The organism is Salipiger bermudensis (assembly GCF_020171625.1).
Lineage (GTDB): Bacteria > Pseudomonadota > Alphaproteobacteria > Rhodobacterales > Rhodobacteraceae > Salipiger > Salipiger bermudensis_B.
In genome coordinates, this window is sequence record NZ_JAIUZY010000008.1 from 52,418 (window position 1) to 70,344 (window position 17,927).

The 17,927-nt window shown below is 66.7% G+C and carries 18 protein-coding genes; 10 read left to right on the top strand and 8 right to left on the bottom strand.

Annotation, left to right across the window (positions count from 1 at the left end; genetic code table 11):
* The first annotated feature begins 64 nt into the window (after positions 1 to 64).
* A complete protein-coding gene (locus tag LCM15_RS14910) occupies positions 65 to 1,789 on the top strand; it encodes a tetratricopeptide repeat protein (protein ID WP_224857777.1) in 1,725 nt (574 codons plus the stop codon).
* Positions 1,779 to 2,660, top strand: a complete 882-nt coding sequence (locus LCM15_RS14915; protein WP_224857779.1) for a 4-(cytidine 5'-diphospho)-2-C-methyl-D-erythritol kinase — start codon at positions 1,779 to 1,781, stop codon at positions 2,658 to 2,660. The genes LCM15_RS14910 and LCM15_RS14915 overlap by 11 nt, the downstream gene beginning before the upstream one ends.
* Here the strand turns inward: LCM15_RS14915 and LCM15_RS14920 are convergent.
* Complete coding sequence (locus LCM15_RS14920; protein WP_224857781.1) at positions 2,654 to 3,655, bottom strand: polyprenyl synthetase family protein; 1,002 nt, start codon at positions 3,653 to 3,655, stop codon at positions 2,654 to 2,656. The genes LCM15_RS14915 and LCM15_RS14920 overlap by 7 nt on opposite strands.
* 55 nt (positions 3,656 to 3,710) lie before the next feature.
* On the opposite strand from LCM15_RS14920, the gene LCM15_RS14925 reads away from it, so the two are divergent.
* From LCM15_RS14925 to LCM15_RS14935, 3 genes are all read left to right on the top strand, one after another.
* Positions 3,711 to 3,926, top strand: a complete 216-nt coding sequence (locus tag LCM15_RS14925) for a DUF2007 domain-containing protein (RefSeq protein ID WP_224857783.1) — start codon at positions 3,711 to 3,713, stop codon at positions 3,924 to 3,926.
* Positions 3,916 to 4,689, top strand: a complete 774-nt coding sequence (locus LCM15_RS14930; RefSeq protein WP_224857785.1) for a tRNA1(Val) (adenine(37)-N6)-methyltransferase — start codon at positions 3,916 to 3,918, stop codon at positions 4,687 to 4,689. Before LCM15_RS14925 ends, LCM15_RS14930 begins: the two co-directional genes overlap by 11 nt.
* 113 nt (positions 4,690 to 4,802) lie before the next feature.
* Positions 4,803 to 4,976: a YdcH family protein gene (locus tag LCM15_RS14935; RefSeq protein WP_007794044.1), complete on the top strand. Its 174-nt coding sequence runs from the start codon at positions 4,803 to 4,805 to the stop codon at positions 4,974 to 4,976.
* Between the two features lie 196 nt (positions 4,977 to 5,172).
* Here the strand turns inward: LCM15_RS14935 and LCM15_RS14940 are convergent, their stop codons facing one another.
* From LCM15_RS14940 to LCM15_RS14960, 5 genes are all read right to left on the bottom strand, one after another.
* Entirely contained in the window at positions 5,173 to 6,093 is a 921-nt protein-coding gene (locus LCM15_RS14940) for a VOC family protein (RefSeq protein ID WP_224857787.1), read from the bottom strand.
* A gap of 170 nt (positions 6,094 to 6,263) precedes the next feature.
* A complete protein-coding gene (phbB, locus tag LCM15_RS14945; protein WP_224857789.1) occupies positions 6,264 to 6,986 on the bottom strand; it encodes an acetoacetyl-CoA reductase in 723 nt (240 codons plus the stop codon).
* 84 nt (positions 6,987 to 7,070) lie between these two features.
* Positions 7,071 to 7,901, bottom strand: coding sequence for a patatin-like phospholipase family protein (locus tag LCM15_RS14950; protein WP_224857791.1), 831 nt, complete (start codon positions 7,899 to 7,901; stop codon positions 7,071 to 7,073).
* Positions 7,902 to 7,945: 44 nt separating this feature from the next.
* Complete coding sequence (locus tag LCM15_RS14955) at positions 7,946 to 9,121, bottom strand: acetyl-CoA C-acetyltransferase (protein ID WP_224857793.1); 1,176 nt, start codon at positions 9,119 to 9,121, stop codon at positions 7,946 to 7,948.
* A 198-nt stretch (positions 9,122 to 9,319) separates the two neighbouring features.
* Positions 9,320 to 10,141, bottom strand: a complete 822-nt coding sequence (locus tag LCM15_RS14960; RefSeq protein ID WP_224857795.1) for an EAL domain-containing protein — start codon at positions 10,139 to 10,141, stop codon at positions 9,320 to 9,322.
* Positions 10,142 to 10,394: 253 nt separating this feature from the next.
* Between LCM15_RS14960 and rpsD the strand changes: the two genes are divergently transcribed.
* The 3 genes from rpsD (at position 10,395) to preA (ending at position 13,854) form a co-directional block, all read left to right on the top strand.
* Entirely contained in the window at positions 10,395 to 11,015 is a 621-nt protein-coding gene (gene rpsD, locus LCM15_RS14965; protein WP_224857797.1) for a 30S ribosomal protein S4, read from the top strand.
* A 197-nt stretch (positions 11,016 to 11,212) separates the two neighbouring features.
* On the top strand, positions 11,213 to 12,535 hold the full coding sequence (locus tag LCM15_RS14970; RefSeq protein ID WP_412103294.1) for an NAD(P)-dependent oxidoreductase: 1,323 nt from the start codon (positions 11,213 to 11,215) through the stop codon (positions 12,533 to 12,535).
* 14 nt (positions 12,536 to 12,549) lie between these two features.
* The gene (gene preA, locus LCM15_RS14975) at positions 12,550 to 13,854 is read left to right on the top strand and encodes an NAD-dependent dihydropyrimidine dehydrogenase subunit PreA (protein WP_224857801.1); all 1,305 of its coding nucleotides are present in this window, start codon (positions 12,550 to 12,552) and stop codon (positions 13,852 to 13,854) included.
* 65 nt (positions 13,855 to 13,919) lie between these two features.
* Here the strand turns inward: preA and LCM15_RS14980 are convergent, their stop codons facing one another.
* Positions 13,920 to 14,180, bottom strand: coding sequence for a hypothetical protein (locus LCM15_RS14980; protein WP_224857803.1), 261 nt, complete (start codon positions 14,178 to 14,180; stop codon positions 13,920 to 13,922).
* A 23-nt stretch (positions 14,181 to 14,203) separates the two neighbouring features.
* Positions 14,204 to 14,836 (bottom strand): TetR family transcriptional regulator C-terminal domain-containing protein, encoded by a 633-nt coding sequence (locus LCM15_RS14985; RefSeq protein ID WP_224857805.1) that lies wholly within the window; start codon positions 14,834 to 14,836, stop codon positions 14,204 to 14,206.
* Positions 14,837 to 15,024: 188 nt separating this feature from the next.
* Between LCM15_RS14985 and LCM15_RS14990 the strand changes: the two genes are divergently transcribed.
* Positions 15,025 to 16,275 (top strand): Zn-dependent hydrolase, encoded by a 1,251-nt coding sequence (locus LCM15_RS14990; RefSeq protein WP_224857807.1) that lies wholly within the window; start codon positions 15,025 to 15,027, stop codon positions 16,273 to 16,275.
* Between the two features lie 99 nt (positions 16,276 to 16,374).
* Positions 16,375 to 17,829: a dihydropyrimidinase gene (hydA, locus tag LCM15_RS14995; RefSeq protein WP_224857809.1), complete on the top strand. Its 1,455-nt coding sequence runs from the start codon at positions 16,375 to 16,377 to the stop codon at positions 17,827 to 17,829.
* Positions 17,830 to 17,927: the final 98 nt, after the last annotated feature.

The following is a 17,927-nucleotide window of genomic DNA, read 5'->3' on the forward strand; positions in this document are numbered from 1 at the left end:
GCGGCGCATTGCGTGGCGGGGCCGGCAGGGATAGTCTTGCCGGAACGATACAGGAGGCATCGGCATGGCAGGCAAGGCTCTCGGGCTTCTTCGCAACACGGCGCTCGCGCTGACGATGGTCGTGGGCGTGGCCGGACCGCTGACCGCCGAGAGCCTCGCGGGGGGCTACCTCGCGGCACGTCAGGCCAGCTTCAACGGCGATTTCAAGGCCGCGGCCGAGTATTACGGGCGCGCGGTGGCCTTCGATCCCGGCAATCCCTCGCTGCTCGAACGCGCCACGCTCGCCAACCTGTCGCTCGGCGACGTGGAGACCGCGGTGGCGCTGGCCGATCGTCTGTCCGAGCAGGGCTTCCAGAGCCAGATCGGGCACATGGCCCAGATCGCCAATCTCGCCCAGAACGGGGAGTATGACGCGATTCTCGACCGGATCGAGGATGAGGCCGCGATCGGCCCGCTGGTCGACGGTCTGGTCAGGGCGTGGTCGATCCTTGGCGAAGGCGAGATGAGCGGCGCGCTCAAGGCGTTCGATGCGGTCTCGGGCGAGCGTGGCCTCGCGCCCTTCGCCTACTACCACAAAGCCATGGCGCTTGCCTCGGTCGGCGATTTCGAGGGCGCAGAGGCGATCTTTGCCGAAGAGCGCGCCGGCAGTATGCAATACACCCGCCGCGCGGTGATGGCCCGCTCCGAGATCCTCAGCCAGCTCGACCGTCAGGACGAGGCTGTGGCGATGATCGACGAGGGCTTCCCGCCGCCGATGGACCCGGGCCTTGCCGAGATGCGGCAGCGGCTGGTCGAAGGCGAGCGTCTGCCCTTCACCTATGTGAACTCGCCCAAGGACGGCATCGCCGAGGTGTTCTACACCCTCGCAGGCGCGCTCGCCAACGAGGCCGAGGACGATTTCACCCTGCTCTATGCGCGCATCGCGCAATACCTGCGCCCGGACCATTCCGGCGCCATCCTGATGACGGCCTCTCTGCTCGAGCAGCTCCAGCAGTTCGACCTCGCCGTGGCCGCTTACAAGCAGGTCCCGCGCGACGATTCCTCCTACTACGCCGCCGAGCTGGGCCGCGCCGAGGCGCTGCGCTCGAGCGGCAAGGTCGATGCGGCGGTCGAGGTTCTGGAGCAGCTGGCGGAAACCCATGGCAGCCAGGCGACGGTGCAATCGGCGCTGGGGGACATGATGCGCCAGCTCGAGCGCTACGACGAAGCGGTCGATGCCTATGACGCGGCGCTCGCCACCTTCGAAGACGAGAACCCCTCGCTCTGGTTCCTGCATTACGCCCGCGGCATCAGCAACGAGCGGCTCGAGAAGTGGGACGCCGCCGAAAGCGATTTCCGCAAGGCGCTCGAGCTGAACCCGGGACAGCCGCAGGTGCTCAACTATCTCGGCTACTCGCTGGTCGAGCAGCACGAGAAGCTCGACGAGGCGCTTTCGATGATCGAAGAGGCGGTCGCCGCGCAGCCGCAGAGCGGCTACATCATCGACAGCCTCGGCTGGGCGCTCTACAAGCTCGGCCGCTACGAGGAGTCGGTGGTGCACATGGAGCGCGCCGCCGAACTGATGGCCGTCGACCCGGTGGTCAACGACCACCTCGGGGATGCCTACTGGGCGGTGGGGCGCAAGCTCGAGGCCGAGTTCCAGTGGAAGCGCGCCCTGAGCTTCATCGGCTGGGACGAGGCCTCGGACGAGGTCGACCCGGACCGCATCCGCCAGAAGCTGAAGGATGGCCTCGACGCCGTGCTCGCGCAGGAAGGCAAGCCGCCGCTCAAGATGGCCAATGGCGACTGAGGTCTTCGCGCCGGCGAAGATCAACCTGACCCTGCATGTGACCGGGCGCCGCGAGGATGGCTACCACATGCTGGATTCGCTTGTGAGCTTCGCGCCGGTGGGCGATCTTCTGACGATCTCGGACGGTGACGGCCTGTCGCTTCGGGTGGATGGGCCCGAGGCCGAAGGTGTTCCCGAGGATGGCAGAAACCTCGTCATCAGGGCGGCGGCGCTGCTCGGCGGGGATGCGGCTCTGCACCTGCACAAGGCGCTTCCCGCGGCCTCCGGCATCGGCGGCGGCTCGTCCGATGCCGCGGCCGCGTTGCGCGGCCTGTCGGCGCTCGGCGGGGGCGATGCCTCTGCCGCGGCGCTGCTTGCCGCGCATGGTCAAGAGATCCTCGCACTAGGGGCCGACGTGCCGATGTGCCTGCACGCCCGACCGCTGCGGGCGCAAGGGGTGGGCGAGGCGATCACGCCGGTGTCGCTGCCGCAGGTCGCCGCCGTTTTGGTCAATCCGCGCCTGCAGGTCTCGACCCCGGCGGTGTTCCGTGCGCTCGAGCAGCGCGACAACACGCCGATGCCGCCCGAGCTGCCGCCGATGCGGGACGCGGTGGAGTTGATCGCCTTCCTGTCAGAGATGCGCAACGATCTGCAGGCGCCGGCCTGCGCGGTGCAGCCGGTGATCCACGACGTGCTCGCCCGGATCGCCGCGCAGCCGGGCTGCGCGCTGGCCCGCATGTCGGGCTCGGGGGCCACGTGCTTCGGGCTGTTCCTGTCAGAGACCGAGGCCGCCGCATCCGCCCGCGCCATCGCCGCGGCAGAGCCGGGCTGGTGGGTGGCCAGCGGCGTGCTCGGCGATTGTTCCGCGCTGGCGACGCCGCGGGCTCAGTAGATCCGCGCCACCACGAAATCGGCGAGGTCGATCAGCAGGTCGCGCAGCTCGGATTGCGGCAGCGCCTGCATCGAGGCCTTGGCCTTGTCGGTCCAGGCCTGCGCATCGGCCCGCGTCGCATCGAGCGCGCCGTGGGCGTTGAGCAGCGAAAGCGCGTGTTCGAGATCGCCGTCCTGCTGGTCGCCCTTCTCGATGGTGCGCTTCCAGAAGGCGCGCTCCTCGTCATTGGCGGCGGCGATGGCCTTGATCACCGGCAGGGTCAGCTTGCGCTCGCGGAAATCGTCGCCGACATTCTTGCCGGTGGCCGAGCTGTCGCCCTGATAGTCGAGCAGGTCGTCGACGATCTGGAAGGCGATCCCCAGCGCGTCGCCGTAATCGAACAGCGCCTGAACCTGCGCCTCCTCGACGCCCGCGATCACGCCGCCGACCTCGGTCGCCGCCGAGAACAGAGCCGCGGTCTTGCCGCGCACGACCTGCAAATAAATGTCTTCGTCGGTGCGCAGATCCTGCGCCGCGGTCAGCTGCAGCACCTCGCCCTCGGCGATGGTCGCGGCGGCGTTGGACAGGATGTTGAGCACCCGCAGGTTGCCCGGCTCGACCATCAGCTGGAAGGCGCGGGCAAAGAGGTAGTCGCCCACCAGAACGCTCGACTTGTTGTCCCAGAGCAGGTTCGCGGTCGGGCGGCCCCGGCGCTGCTTGCTCTCGTCGACCACGTCGTCATGCAGAAGCGTGGCGGTGTGGATGAACTCGACCGTCGCGGCAAGATGCACGTGGAACGGCCCCTCGTAGCCGCAGAGCCGGGCCGAGGCGAGCGTCAGAAGCGGCCGCAGGCGCTTGCCACCGGCCTCAACGAGATGCGCGGTGACCTCGGGGATGCGCGGCGCGTGTTTGGACGCCATGCGCTCGCGGATCAGGGCGTTGACCCCGTCCATGTCCCCGGAAAGCAGCGTGGCGAGCCGGTCGTGCGGCTTCTGCATCGGCGTGTCCAAACTCATCAAACCCTCGGTATCGGCCTCGACAAGGAGGCGCCCCTGTCCTTACATCCACGGCATGGAAGAGCTTCTGCGCACAAACGACATCACGCTGATCCCGCTGGTCAAAACCCTTCTCGACGGGGAGGGTATAGACAGCTTCGAGCTGGACGTAAACATGAGCGTGCTCGAGGGCAGCTTGGGCATTCTGCCGCGGCGGCTGATGGTTCGCGCCGACCAGATCGACGCCGCCCGGCGCATTCTGCGCATGAACGGGGTGCGCTTTGAGGGCTGACCCCTTCGCCGAGGAGGAGCTGCAGCGCAGCGATTTTCTTGGCGGGCGGGTACGGCTCTGGCAACCTCGCGAGGGCTACCGGGCGGGCATCGATCCGGTGCTTCTGGCCGCGACCGTGCCCGCAAGACCCGGTCAGAGCGTGCTGGAGCTGGGCTGCGGCGCCGGGCCGGCGCTGTGCTGCCTTGGCGCGCGGGTGACGGGGCTGCGTCTTACCGGGCTTGAGATCCAGCCTGCCTACGCGGCGCTGGCGCGGCGCAACTTCGCGGAAAACCAGCTTGCGGGAGAGATCATCGAGGGCGACATTGCCGACCCTCCGCTCGCGCTCAAGGCGCTCACGGTCGATCACGTGGTCGCCAACCCGCCCTACTTCGAGATCGAGAGCCGCAGCGTCGCCTCCGATGTCGGGCGCGAGATGGCGCTGGCCGGTCCGGCGCCGCTGGCCGACTGGGTGCGGCTCGCGGCGAAACGCCTGCGCGCAAAGGGCACCGCCACCTTCATCCAGCGTGCCGAGCGCCTGCCCGAGCTTCTGTCGGCGATGGGAGACGGACTCGGCTCGCTCGAGCTCTGGCCGCTGGCGCCGCGGGAGGGCAGGGCGCCTCGGCTGATTCTCGCCCGCGGTCGCAAGGGGGGACGCGCGGCATTCCGCCTTCACGCGCCGCTGATCCTGCATTCGGGACCGACCCACGTTGAAGATGGCGAGGACTATACCGATGTCATTCGTACGGTGCTGCGGGGAGGCGACGCGCTCAATTTCCCGCCGTGACCGGTCGGTGTTGACGCATCGTAAGGCAATGTTGAGGACGTTCGCACCTGCAGCGTGACTTGAATCGCCGGATGTGCTGCACTGAAGGCTCGTACCCAGCAAAGGAGGACACTATGAGCTTGAGTTCGCATCTGCAGGAACTGAAGAAAAAGCACCACCACCTCTCGACCGCTGTTGAAGAAATGCAACGCAGTCCAGGCGTTGACGACCTGCACGTCGCCGAACTGAAGAAGCAGAAACTCCGCCTCAAGGAACAGATCAACAAGCTGAGCACCCAGCCGCATTGATCGCCTGAACTTTGCAACGCACCGGTCTGGTGGTCGATGACTGCCGGGCCGGCCCGGGACGCAACCGGAAGGCCCCGCACGTCCGCGGGATACGCAGCTCGTATCGGAGCTGACAGAGACTAATCATCCGAATGTAAAATCAGAGTGACGGCGCGGAGGGAAACGCCTGCGCCGTCACGTCTCGGAACACCGACGCTCAGTCGCTGATCGGCTCGAGCGAGGCTTCCAGCCGCTCGCGCAGATGCGCGTGCTGGTCGGGCAACTTCAGCGCCTCGCCGAGCGTGTCGCGCTCTTCGTCCCGGTCGAAGCCCGGCTCACCGGTCGCCACCTCGAACAGCACCCCGCCGGGGCTGCGGAAGTAGATCGCCCAGAAATAATCGCGGTCGATCTGCTCGGTCACCTGAAAACCCTCGTCCTCGAGCCCCTGCTGCACGTCCTTTTGCGCCGCACGGTCTGCGACGGCGAAGGCGACATGGTGCACGCTCCCGGCGCCCTGTCCCGCCTCCGGAGCATCGCTTTGCCGCAGATCGACGATGTCGGCGCCGTTGCCGTTCGACAGGGCGAAGCGGGTCAGCGTGCCCTCGGTGCCGGCCTCCTCGTAGCCCATGAAGCGCAGTAGCTCGGCGGTGGGGGCGATGTCGGAGACCGCCAGTTCGACCGAGTGAAAGCCGCGAATGGCGGTCTCTGCGTCGATGCCGCTGCCAGTCCACGGGGTGCGGTCGTCGTCGCTCTCGACCAGCGTCAGATCATCGCGGTCCGGGCCATCGAACCGCAGCCGCGTCTCGCCGAAGCGCCCCTCCCGCAAGCTCGGGCTGCGGCCTGCGAGACGCTCTTCCCAGAACGGCAGGCTGCCCTTGGGCACCGAGAAGGCGGTGGTCGAGACCTCGCCGCTGCCGGGCGTGCGGCGGGTGGCGTTGGGGAAGGGGAAGTAGGTCATCACCGTGCCGGGGGTGCCGATCTCATCCCCGTAATACAGGTGGTAGACGTCGGGCCGGTCGAAGTTTACCGTTTTCTTGACCCGCCTGAGACCCAGTGTGCGCGTGAAGAACGCGTTGTTCTGCTGCGCGCCGCTGGCCAGCGACGTGACGTGGTGAAGGCCTTGAATCTGGCTGAGCATGGCGGGTCTCCTCTGGTCGGTGTCAGCCCAGATATAGGGCGCATGACGCAACTGGCACCTCGATGTCGGCGCGCCGTTTCTGTGCGGGTCCGCACGGGATCGCGCAGACCGCAACGCAAAGCCCCGGCGCGGGGCGCGCCGGGGCTTGAGGGGTCGTTCTGAGGGTGGGGTCAGACGAAGAACTGGCCGCCATTGGCCGAGATCGTCGAGCCGTTGATGAAGCCCGCGTCGTCGGAGGCGAGGAACACCACGCAGCGCGCGATCTCTTCCGGCTCGCCGAGGCGGCCGGTGGGGATCTGGGCGACGATCGAATCGCGCACCTTCTCGGGCACTGCCATCACCATCTCGGTGGCGATGTAGCCGGGGCAGATCGCGTTCGCGGTGATACCGGCGCGGGCGCCTTCCTGGGCCAAAGACTTGATGATGCCGAGATCGCCGGCCTTGGTCGCGGCATAGTTCACCTGCGCGAACTGGCCCTTCTGACCGTTGATCGACGAGATCACGATGACACGGCCGAACTTGCGCTCGCGCATTCCGGGCCAGATCGGGTGCACGGTGTTGAACACGCCGGTCAGGTTGGTGTCGATCACCTCTTTCCACTGATCCGGGGTCATCTTGTGGAACGGTGCATCGCGGGTGATGCCGGCATTGGCGACCACCACGTCGATCGGTCCGAGATCGGCTTCGACCTGCGCGAGACCCTGCTTGGAGGCCTCGTAATCGGCCACGTTCCACTTGTAGGTCTTGATCCCGGTCTCTTCGGTGAACTTCGCGGCCTTCTCGTCATTGCCGGCATAGGTCGCCGCAACCTCGTAGCCTTCGGCCTTCAGCGCCTTGGAGATCGCCTCTCCGATGCCGCGGCTTCCTCCCGTGACCAGTGCAACTTTTGCCATCTTCATCCTCCAGTCGTGGCTAATATCTTTAGAAACATCGTTACTCATCAAAATCTCCTTACGCAACAATGTTGCGCTAACTCTTTAATTTTGGTCAAGCAGGCGCTGCGCGTCCCGCTCTCCCTGAGCCCAGGTATCCCGCAATTTCTGCGGGTTCGTGAAATCGATCTTGTCGGCGGCGGTTTCCTGCGCGGGCGCGACGTAATGCCGTCCCTCGACCTCGGGCAGGCGCGAATAGTCGCGGGTGAGCAGCACCATCGTGGTCCCCTCGTCGGGCTCGGGCAATGGCGCCTGGCTGGCCATGCCACCGTCGACGACGCGCCGGTCGTTCCACAGCGGCGGCTCGAACACCGGCGGGATCACCGCCGCGGCGCTGATCAGCTCGACCAGCTTGCCCTCGCGCGCCGCCTGGTTCGCATCGACGAGATGCGAGGTCAGCCCGAGCTTCTCGGCCCAGCTGAAATGCGGCGAGTTCACCATGTGCAGTTCGGCCTCGTAGGCCAGAGCCATGGCGCTCCCGGTCAGCGTGTGCAGGCCGGTGTCGGGCGGGTGGGCGATGAGGATCTGGAACTGCGGGCCTTCGGCGATCTTGCCGGCGGCCTCGTCATCGATGACTCGGTCCACGACCTCGCAATACAGCTCCTGATGCGGGGTGATGCCGTTCTCGTCGGGCTGGAACAGGTCGAGATTGCTGTCCTGCTTTTCGAACGCGGCGCACATCTCGTCGAGCAGGCGGCGTTCGTTGCCGGAGAGGAAGGCCGCTCCGGCAAGCGCGCCGCCGCTGACGCCGGTGACACGCTCGGGCGCGAGGCTGCGGTGCCGGAGCAACGTGGTCATGAAGCCGCCCTGCCAGAAGCAGCGCAGGCCACCGCCGGAAAAGACGATCTGGGCGGGGTCTTGGGGAAGTGCTGTCATTGCGTGGGCGACCGGGGGGCAGACCGCCCCCCGGCCTGTGCCTGTCAGTCGCGCTCGACGCAGAGGGCGACACCCATGCCGCCGCCGATGCAGAGCGTGGCGAGGCCTTTCTTGGCGTCGCGACGCTGCATCTCGAACAGCAGGGTGTTGAGGATGCGCGCACCGGAGGCGCCGATCGGGTGGCCGATTGCGATGGCGCCGCCGTTCACGTTCACGATCGACGGATCCCAGCCCATGTCCTTGTTCACGGCGCAGGCCTGCGCCGCGAAGGCTTCGTTGGCTTCCACGAGGTCGAGGTCGGACGGGCTCCAGCCGGCCTTTTCCAGCGCCTTGCGCGACGCGTAGATCGGGCCCACGCCCATGATCGACGGGTCGAGACCGGCGGTGGCGTAGGAGGCGATGCGTGCCAGCGGCTTGATGCCGCGCTTCTCGGCGTTCTCGGCCGACATCAGTAGCACGCCGGCCGCGCCGTCGTTGATGCCCGAGGCGTTGCCCGCGGTGACCGAGCCGTCCTTGGTGAAGGCCGGGCGCAGCTTCTGCATGTTCTCGAGGACCGCGCCGTGACGGATGTACTCGTCCTTGTCGACCACGGTCTCGCCCTTGCGGGACTTGATGGTGAAGGGGATCACCTCGTCATCGAACTTGCCGGCATTCTGCGCCGCCTCGGCCTTGTTCTGCGAGGCCACGGCGAACTCGTCCTGCTGCTCGCGGCTGATCTGCCACTTCTCGGCGACGTTCTCGGCGGTCTGGCCCATGTGGTATCCGTTGAACGCGTCCCACAGGCCGTCCTTGATCATGGTGTCGATGTATTGCACATCGCCCATCTTGTGAGCCACGCGCAGGTTCTGGGCATGGGGGCTCATCGACATGTTCTCCTGGCCGCCGGCGCAGACGATGTCGGCATCGCCGAGCATGATGTGCTGGGCCGCGAGCGCCACGGTGCGCAGGCCCGAGCCGCAGACCTGGTTGATGCTCCAGGCGGCGCTTTCCTGCGGGAGGCCGGCATTGATATGCGCCTGACGGGCGGGGTTCTGGCCCTGAGCCGCGGTCAGCACCTGGCCGAGGATGGTCTCGGAGACCTCCCCTTTCTCGATACCGGCGCGGGCAACCAGCGCTTCGAGCACGGCAGCGCCGAGATCGTGCGCGGGCGTGTTGGCGAACGAACCGCCGAAGCTGCCGACGGCGGTACGGGCCGCGGATGCGATGACGACATTGGTCATGGATGACTCCTCCAAGCAGAGCGTAAGGCGGGAGGCCGTGCCATCCGGCAAGACCCCCCTCATTGATCTTGCGCCTTGTTGATAACGTGCCGCTGCGGCGTGGGACAGGGGGAGTCTGCGGAATTCCTCGCATGGTAGCGCAAATGGTCGCGGAAATTTCGGGCAGTAGGGGCAACTTGCGCCGCGGCGCGGGGCGGCTTAGCCGTGGGCGCGCTTTGATGGCGGCGCGCGCCAGGCGGGCGTGACGGTTGGCGCGCCGAAGTAATAGCCCTGCAGGCAGTCGACCCCGATGCCGGTGAGCACCTGCGCGTCCTTAGCGCGCTCGACCGATTCTGCGACGGTGAACATGTCGAACTGGCGCGCGATCTCGACCATGGCGGTGGTCATCACCTGATTGTCAGGGTCCTGCGCGATGCCGCGGATGAACTGACCGTCGATCTTGAGGATGTCGAAGCTGAACTGCTTGAAGTGCCGAAGCGCCGTGTAGCCGGCGCCGAAATCGTCGATCGCGAAGGCGACGCCCCGGGCCTGCAGGTCCTCCATGAAGCCGATCACCAGCTCGGGCACCAGCATGGCGGAGGATTCGGTGATCTCGAGGATCAGGCGCTCGGCCACGGTGGGGCCGGCGCGCAGGCCGCGGGTCAGGGTGTCGAGCCAGTCGCCGTAGCCGATGGACCGGGCCGACATGTTGACCGAGAGCCGCAGGCCGGGCTCGCGCTCGAGCTCGCGCAGGCCCTGCTCGAGCGCGAGGCAGTCGAGAATCCGGCCATCCTCGGTTTCCTCCACGGTCGTGATGAAGTCGCGGGCAGGGACGACGCGCCCCGTCTCGTCGAGCACCCGGACAAGCCCCTCGTGAAAGGCGATGGCCGCGTGCATGCGGGCCTGCACCACGGGCTGGAAGGCCAGCATCACCTGGCGGTGGCGGATCGCCTCGCGCACCGTGCGCAGGATGGTGCTGTCGCGCTTGGCCAGCGCCAGCTCCAGCGCGTTTTGACCCTGTTCTGGCGGTGTCCCCGTCATGCGCCGGTGTCCTTCTGCTGTGTGCGCCCCGCGGCCCGGGCACTCTGGCGCAGGGCCTTTAATTGCAGGTAAACGCGACCCGGGGGCGGGGAACCGGCGGTTTCGCCTCCGCAGGGTGTTGACACGGGCGCAAAGGCGCATATAAGCGCCGCTTCATTGGTGTTGGTGGCCCCCGCAAGGGGATGCCCTGTCGCTTCGGCCACATCCGGAGAGAGGACAACGCCCTTCGAAACCTGACCGAAGGAGATCAGCCGTGACCAAACGCACGTCTGCCAAGTACAAAATCGACCGCCGTATGGGCGAAAACATCTGGGGCCGCGCAAAGTCCCCGGTCAATCGCCGCGAATACGGCCCCGGCCAGCACGGCCAGCGCCGCAAGGGCAAGCTGTCCGACTTCGGTCTTCAGCTCCGCGCCAAGCAGAAGCTCAAGGGCTACTACGGCGACCTGACCGAAAAGCAGTTCCGTCGCATCTTCAGCGACGCCGAGCGCCTCAAGGGCGACACCGGTGAGCTGCTCATCGGCCTGCTCGAGCGCCGCCTCGACGCCGTCGTCTACCGCGCCAAGTTCGTGCCGACCGTCTTCGCCGCCCGCCAGTTCGTCAACCACGGCCACGTGACGGTGAACGGCAAGCGCGTCAACATCCCCTCCTACCGTGTGAAAGAGGGTGACGTGATCGAGGTCCGCGAGAAGTCCAAGCAGCTCGCAGTGGTTCTCGAAGCCGCCCAGCTGCCCGAGCGCGACGTGCCCGACTACCTCGAGGTCGACCACTCCAAGATGACCGCATCCTTCGTGCGCACCCCCGGCCTTGCCGACGTGCCGTACCCGGTCCAGATGGAACCGAATCTCGTCATCGAATTCTACGCGCAGAACTGATCCGGTTCAGCGCTTCCGATTTGGAAAAGGCCGCTCCTTCGGGGCGGCCTTTTTCGTGGCGTGGTGCCTCTTCGGGCGGGGCGCCTCAAATTTGGGCGCCGGGCTTTTGCCGGGCTGGCCGCAGATATTTTACCGATTGATAAAAAAATCGACCTGTGGAACGCTTCTGTCAGACATCAGGCAGCGGGAGGCGACCCATGGACCCAAAGGCACTTGTTTCCGGCATAATGCCGGGACGGATGGACACGGCAGCGATCGAGGCGGCGTTTGGCGACCTTCACCCGCCGCTCGACGATCACGAGGCGCTGGTGGCCGCGGACCGCTGTTACTTCTGCCACGACGCGCCGTGCCAGACGGCCTGTCCCACCGAGATCGACATCCCGCTCTTCATCCGGCAAATCGCCACCGGCACGCCCGAGGCCGCGGCCCGGACCATCCTGTCGCAGAACATTCTCGGCGGCATGTGCGCCCGGGTCTGCCCGACAGAGACCCTTTGCGAAGAGGTCTGCGTACGCGAGGTGGCCGAGGGCAAACCCGTCGAGATCGGCCGCCTGCAGCGCTATGCCACCGACACGGTGATGGCGCAGAACGTGCATCCGTTCGAGCGTGACGCCGCGACCGGCAAGCGCATCGCGGTGGTGGGGGCGGGGCCTGCGGGGCTGGCCTGCGCGCACCGGCTGGCAATGATGGGCCATGACGTGGTGCTGATGGATGCGCGGCCGAAGCCGGGCGGGCTCAACGAGTACGGCATCGCCGCCTACAAGAGCACCGAGGATTTTGCCGCGCGCGAGGTCGCGTGGCTGATGCAGATCGGCGGCATCGAGCTGCGAAACGGCGTGGCGCTGGGGCGCGACGTGACGCTCGAGGCGCTGAAGGCCGAGTATGATGCGGTGTTCCTCGGGCTCGGGCTTGGCGGCGTGAACGCCCTGGGCGTCGATGGCGACGACCGCGAGGGCGTGGCCGACGCGGTATCGTTCATTGCCGACCTGCGGCAGGCCTCGGATCTCGCGACGCTGCCGGTGGGGCGGGACGTTGTGGTGATCGGCGGCGGCATGACCGCGGTCGACGCGGCGGTGCAGTCGAAGCTTCTGGGCGCGCTCAATGTCACCATCGTCTACCGCCGCTCGCAGGCGCGCATGGCCGCGTCTGTTTACGAGCAGGAGCTGGCGCAGTCCAAGGGCGTGCGGATCATCTGCAGCGCCTCGCCGGTTTCGGTGCATGGCAACGGCGCGGTGCGCGAGATCGAGTTCGAGTTCACCGACGACGCATTGGCGCGGACCGGCGAGCGGTTCCGCCTGCCCGCCGATCAGGTCTTCCGTGCCATCGGCCAGACGCTGACCGGAGAGGGGCTTCCGGCGCTCGAGGGGCGCAAGATCGCGGTGGACGGCACCGGTCGCACCTCGCTCGAGGGGGTCTGGGCCGGCGGAGACTGCGCCAGCGGCGGCGACGATCTGACGGTGACCGCCGTGGCCGAGGGCCGCGACGCCGCCGAGGACATCCACATGAGCCTGATGGGCTGAGGGAGGACGAGAACATGGCTGATCTGACGAGCAACTTCATCGGGATCAAATCTCCGAACCCGTTCTGGCTCGCCTCGGCGCCGCCGACCGACAAGGAGTACAACGTCCGCCGCGCCTTCGAGGCCGGCTGGGGCGGCGTGGTGTGGAAGACGCTGGGCGAGCAGGGCCCGCCGGTGGTCAACGTGAACGGCCCGCGCTACGGGGCGATCTGGGGGGCTGACCGGCGGCTCCTCGGGTTGAACAATATCGAACTCATCACCGACCGCCCGCTCGAGGTGAACCTGCGCGAGATGAAATCGGTGAAGCGGGACTATCCGGACCGCGCGCTCATCGCCTCGATCATGGTGCCCTGCACCGAGGAGGCGTGGAAGGCGATCCTGCCGCTGGTCGAGGAGACCGGCGCCGACGGGGTCGAGCTGAACTTCGGCTGCCCGCACGGCATGTCCGAGCGCGGCATGGGCTCGGCGGTGGGGCAGGTGCCCGAGTATATCGAGATGGTGACCCGCTGGGTGAAGCAGTACACGCGTATGCCCTGCATCGTGAAGCTGACACCCAACATCACCGACATTCGCAAGCCCGCCATGGCGGCCCACGCGGGCGGGGCGGATGCGGTGTCGCTGATCAACACGATCAATTCGATCACCTCGGTGGATCTCGACCTGTTCGCGCCGGAGCCGACGATCGACGGCAAGGGCGCGCATGGCGGCTATTGCGGCCCGGCGGTGAAGCCGATCGCGCTGAACATGGTGGCCGAGATCGCCCGCTCCCCGGAGATGCGCGGCCTGCCGATTTCTGGCATCGGTGGCGTGACCACGTGGAAGGACGCGGCCGAGTTCATGGCGCTCGGCGCGGGCAACGTGCAGGTGTGCACGGCAGCGATGACCTATGGCTTCAAGATCGTGCAGGAGATGATCTCGGGGCTGGCGCAGTATCTCGACGAGAAGGAGATCACGCTGCCGGATCTGGTGGGGCGCGCCGTCCCGAACGTGTCGGACTGGCAGAACCTGAACCTCAACTACATCAGCAAGGCGAAGATCGATCAGGACCTCTGTATCTCCTGCGGGCGTTGCTACGCGGCCTGCGAGGATACGTCTCATCAAGCGATCGACATGTCGGACGATCGTGTGTTCACCGTGAAGGACGACGAATGCGTGGCGTGCAACCTCTGCGTCAATGTGTGCCCGGTCGAAGATTGCATCACGATGGAGCAGATGGCGCCGGGGTCCGTGGATCCCCGGACCGGGAAGGTGGTCGAGGCGGCGCCTGCGGACTGGACGTCGCATCCGAACAACCCGATGTGCGCGACCGCAGCTGACTAAGATTTTTCGTACGAAAAATCTTGTCCGAAGAAAATTCGTACGGATTTTCTTCGGACACACGGCGCTCAGCAATGCACGCGCATCTGCCCGGCATTGCAGATGATCACGTACTGATTGCCGCATTCGATGAGGTGAAAGCCGCGCGCTTTCACTTCCGCCAGAAGTGCCTCGTATCCCACTTCCCGATGAACGTCCCGCTTCTTCCGCCGAACGATGCCGCCGCGTCCGACGGCCTTGGCAGAGAACAGCTGCGCCTGCCATGCCGGGTTGCGCGGCGCTGGCGCGTCTTCTTTCTTGGGCGGAGGGCGAATGGACACGTACTGCATACCTCACCCTGACGTGATTCTAGTTAACCAAGCGTTCCCGGGGACGCGAGCAATGTCCGGAACACCGACTCGACATGGGCATTGGCCGCGTCCCAGCCGGCCTCTTCATCGGCAACCAGAACCCGCACCTGCGCTTCGAAATCCGCGTAGTGCTGGGTGATTGCCCAGATCGTGAAGATGAGCTGCTGCGGATCGGTCGGCGGCAGACGCCCTTCCTCGATCCAGCGCCGGATCAGTTGGCATTTCTCGTCGAAAAGCGGCTTCAGCCCGGATTGCAGATGTGGCCCGATGCGCGGCGCGCCCTGGATGATCTCGTTGGCGAAGAGCCGGCTTTCGCGCGGGTACCTGCGGCTCATGTCCATCTTGCGCCGGACGTAGGTGAGGATCTCGTCAAGCGGCTCGCCGCTCTCGTCCAGCGCGGCGAGCGGCGCGAGCCACTCCTCCATCAGCGCGTTGAGAAGCGCCACGTGGATCGCCTCCTTGCCGTCGAAATAGTAGATCAGGTTCGGCTTCGACATGCCCGCCGCGTCCGCGATCTGGTCCAGCGTCGCGCCGCGATATCCGTGCTGAGAGAAGACTTCGAGCGCGGCATCCATGATGCGTCGGCGGTTGCGAATCTGGATCCGACTCGGCTTCTTCGCGGGCTTCCCGGCCATACACGCGTCTCCCCGCTCATTTTTCGGGCACAGGCGCCCGGACCATGCCAATTATCCGGGAGGGGCCCGGAACACAATTCTTGACTCGTTCCGGGGCGGTTGCAATCGTGCCTTTACCAAATGGTAAAAAACGAACGGCGCCCCGGACAGGGAACGCGCAACGAACCAGCGGCAGAGGGAGCGGACGAATGGCGGCACCGGGAGAGAACCTCCGGATCAATGGCGACCGGTTGTGGGACAGCCTGATGGAGATGGCCAGGATCGGCCCGGGCATCGCGGGCGGCAACAACCGCCAGACCCTCACCGACGAAGACGCCGAAGGCCGCGAACTTTTCAAGTCGTGGTGCGACGAGGCCGGGCTCGGCATGGGGGTCGACCGGATGGGCACGATGTTCATGACCCGCGAGGGCACCGATCCCGACGCGCTGCCGGTCTACGTGGGCAGCCACCTCGATACGCAGCCGACGGGCGGCAAGTATGACGGCGTGCTGGGCGTGCTCGGCGCGCTCGAGGCGGTGCGCACGATGAACGATCTGGGCATCCGGACCAGGCACCCGATCGTGGTGGTGAACTGGGCCAACGAGGAGGGTGCGCGCTTTGCCCCCGCCATGCTGGCGTCGGGGGTCTTCGCGGGCGTGCACAGCCTGGATTACGCCTACGGGCGCACGGACCTCGAGGGCAAGAGCTACGGTGAGGAACTGGCGCGCATCGGCTGGACCGGTGACGAGGAGCCCGGCGCCCGCGAGATGCACGCCTATTACGAGCTGCATATCGAGCAGGGGCCGATCCTCGAGGCCGAGGGCAAGGAGATCGGCGTCGTCACCCATTGCCAGGGGCTGTGGTGGCTCGAGTTCACCCTGACCGGGCGCGAGGCGCATACCGGCTCCACGCCGATGGAGATGCGGGTCAATGCCGGCCTCGCCATGGCGCGCATTCTGGAGATGGTGCAGGAAGTGGCGATGGCCGCCCAGCCCGGCGCCGTGGGCGGTGTCGGCCAGATGCAGTTCTCACCCAACTCGCGCAACGTGCTGCCGGGCACCGTGACCTTCACCGTCGATCTCCGCTCTCCGGATCAGGACAAGCTCGACGGGATGCGCGCCGAGGTCGAGAGACGCGCCGCGGCGATCTGCGAGGAGATCGGGGTCGGCTGCTCGGTCGAGCCAGTCGGGCATTTCGATCCGGTCACCTTCGCCCCCGAGCTCGTCGAGGCGGTGCGCAGGGCGGCCGAGACGCTGGGCCATTCGCATATGGATCTGATTTCCGGGGCCGGGCACGATGCCTGCTGGGCCGCCAAGGTGGCCCCGGCCACGATGGTGATGTGCCCCTGCGTGAACGGTCTGTCGCACAACGAGGCCGAGGACATCTCGAAGGACTGGGCCACCGCCGGGGCCGAGGTGTTGCTGCATGCCGTGCTCGAGACGGCGGAGATCGTCGAGTAGCCTCAGACGCAAGGACGTGGGGGCGCTGCCCCCACACCCCCGGGATATTTCCGGCCAGAAGAAGACCAGGGGGACCCCCTGGGACAGGGAGCAAGAGACATGACCACAGTCATCAAGAACGGAACCATCGTCACCGCGGATCTGACCTACGAGGCGGACGTGCTGGTCGAGGGCGGCAAGATCGTCGAGATCGGTCCGGACCTCGCGGGCGACGAGGTGCTCGACGCCACCGGCTGCTACGTGATGCCGGGCGGGATCGACCCGCACACCCATCTCGAGATGCCCTTCATGGGCACCTACAGCGCCGACGATTTCGAAAGCGGCACCCGCGCGGCTCTGGCGGGCGGCACCACCATGGTGGTGGATTTCGCCCTGCCGAGCCCGGGGCAGGGGCTGCTCGATGCGCTGCAGATGTGGGACAACAAGTCCACCCGGGCGCATTGCGACTATTCCTTCCACATGGCGATCACCTGGTGGTCGGAGCAGGTCTTCAACGAGATGGAGACCGTGGTGAAGGAGCGGGGCATCACCACCTTCAAGCACTTCATGGCCTACAAGGGCGCGCTGATGGTCAATGATGACGAGCTCTACGCGAGCTTTCAGCGCTGCGCGGAACTGGGCGCCATCCCGCTGGTCCATGCCGAGAACGGCGATGTCGTCGCGGAGCTTTCGGCCAAGCTTCTGGCGGCCGGCAACACCGGCCCCGAGGGCCATGCCTATTCGCGCCCGCCGCAGGTCGAGGGCGAGGCCACCAACCGCGCCATCATGATCGCGGACATGGCCGGCGTGCCGCTCTACGTGGTGCACGTCTCCTGCGAGGACAGCCACGAGGCCATCCGCCGCGCCCGGATGCTGGGCAAGCGGGTCTGGGGCGAGCCGCTGATTCAGCACCTGACCCTCGACGAGGGCGAGTATTTCGACAAGGACTGGGACCACGCCGCGCGTCGGGTGATGTCGCCGCCGTTCCGCAACAAGCAGCACCAGGACAGCCTGTGGAACGGGCTCGCCTCGGGCTCGCTGTCCTGCGTGGCCACCGATCACTGCGCCTTCACCACCGACCAGAAGCGCTTCGGCGTGGGCGATTTCACCAAGATCCCCAACGGCACCGGCGGTCTCGAGGATCGCATCCCGATGCTCTGGACCCATGGCGTCGCCACGGGCCGGCTGACGCCCAACGAGTTCGTCGCGGTGACCTCGACCAACATCGCCAAGATCCTCAACTGCTACCCGCAGAAAGGCGCGATCCTGGTGGGGGCGGATGCCGATATCCTGGTGCTCGACCCCGAGAAGTCCAAGACGATCAGCGCCGCCACCCAGCAATCGGCGATCGATTACAACGTCTTCGAGGGCAAGGAGGTCAAGGGCCTGCCGCGCTACGTGCTGACCCGCGGCCGCGTTGCGGTGAGCGATGGCGAGCTGCGGCCCGAGCCGGGACACGGCAAATACGTCCAGCGCACGCCCTCGGGATCGGTGAACAAGGCGCTGTCCTCGTGGAAGGAGCTGACCGCGCCGCGCCCGGTCGAGCGCAGCGGGATCCCCGCCAGCGGCGTCTGAGCGCCGCAGGCCGATGCGCAGGTCCGGCCTCATCCCCAAGCCGGGGCAGGGCCGGTCGATCTGCCGCATCGGCGGTGAAAGGTCCCACGTCAGGGTTG

Coding starts and splice junctions, on each gene's coding strand:
- LCM15_RS14910 (WP_224857777.1), top strand. CDS start 65: ATGGCAGGCAAGGCTCTCGGGCTTCTTCGCAACACGGCGCTCGCGCTG.
- LCM15_RS14915 (WP_224857779.1), top strand. CDS start 1,779: ATGGCGACTGAGGTCTTCGCGCCGGCGAAGATCAACCTGACCCTGCAT.
- LCM15_RS14920 (WP_224857781.1), bottom strand. CDS start 3,655: ATGAGTTTGGACACGCCGATGCAGAAGCCGCACGACCGGCTCGCCACG.
- LCM15_RS14925 (WP_224857783.1), top strand. CDS start 3,711: ATGGAAGAGCTTCTGCGCACAAACGACATCACGCTGATCCCGCTGGTC.
- LCM15_RS14935 (WP_007794044.1), top strand. CDS start 4,803: ATGAGCTTGAGTTCGCATCTGCAGGAACTGAAGAAAAAGCACCACCAC.
- LCM15_RS14940 (WP_224857787.1), bottom strand. CDS start 6,093: ATGCTCAGCCAGATTCAAGGCCTTCACCACGTCACGTCGCTGGCCAGC.
- phbB (WP_224857789.1), bottom strand. CDS start 6,986: ATGGCAAAAGTTGCACTGGTCACGGGAGGAAGCCGCGGCATCGGAGAG.
- LCM15_RS14950 (WP_224857791.1), bottom strand. CDS start 7,901: ATGACAGCACTTCCCCAAGACCCCGCCCAGATCGTCTTTTCCGGCGGT.
- LCM15_RS14955 (WP_224857793.1), bottom strand. CDS start 9,121: ATGACCAATGTCGTCATCGCATCCGCGGCCCGTACCGCCGTCGGCAGC.
- LCM15_RS14960 (WP_224857795.1), bottom strand. CDS start 10,141: ATGACGGGGACACCGCCAGAACAGGGTCAAAACGCGCTGGAGCTGGCG.
- LCM15_RS14970 (WP_412103294.1), top strand. CDS start 11,213: ATGGACCCAAAGGCACTTGTTTCCGGCATAATGCCGGGACGGATGGAC.
- preA (WP_224857801.1), top strand. CDS start 12,550: ATGGCTGATCTGACGAGCAACTTCATCGGGATCAAATCTCCGAACCCG.
- LCM15_RS14980 (WP_224857803.1), bottom strand. CDS start 14,180: ATGCAGTACGTGTCCATTCGCCCTCCGCCCAAGAAAGAAGACGCGCCA.
- LCM15_RS14985 (WP_224857805.1), bottom strand. CDS start 14,836: ATGGCCGGGAAGCCCGCGAAGAAGCCGAGTCGGATCCAGATTCGCAAC.
- LCM15_RS14990 (WP_224857807.1), top strand. CDS start 15,025: ATGGCGGCACCGGGAGAGAACCTCCGGATCAATGGCGACCGGTTGTGG.
- hydA (WP_224857809.1), top strand. CDS start 16,375: ATGACCACAGTCATCAAGAACGGAACCATCGTCACCGCGGATCTGACC.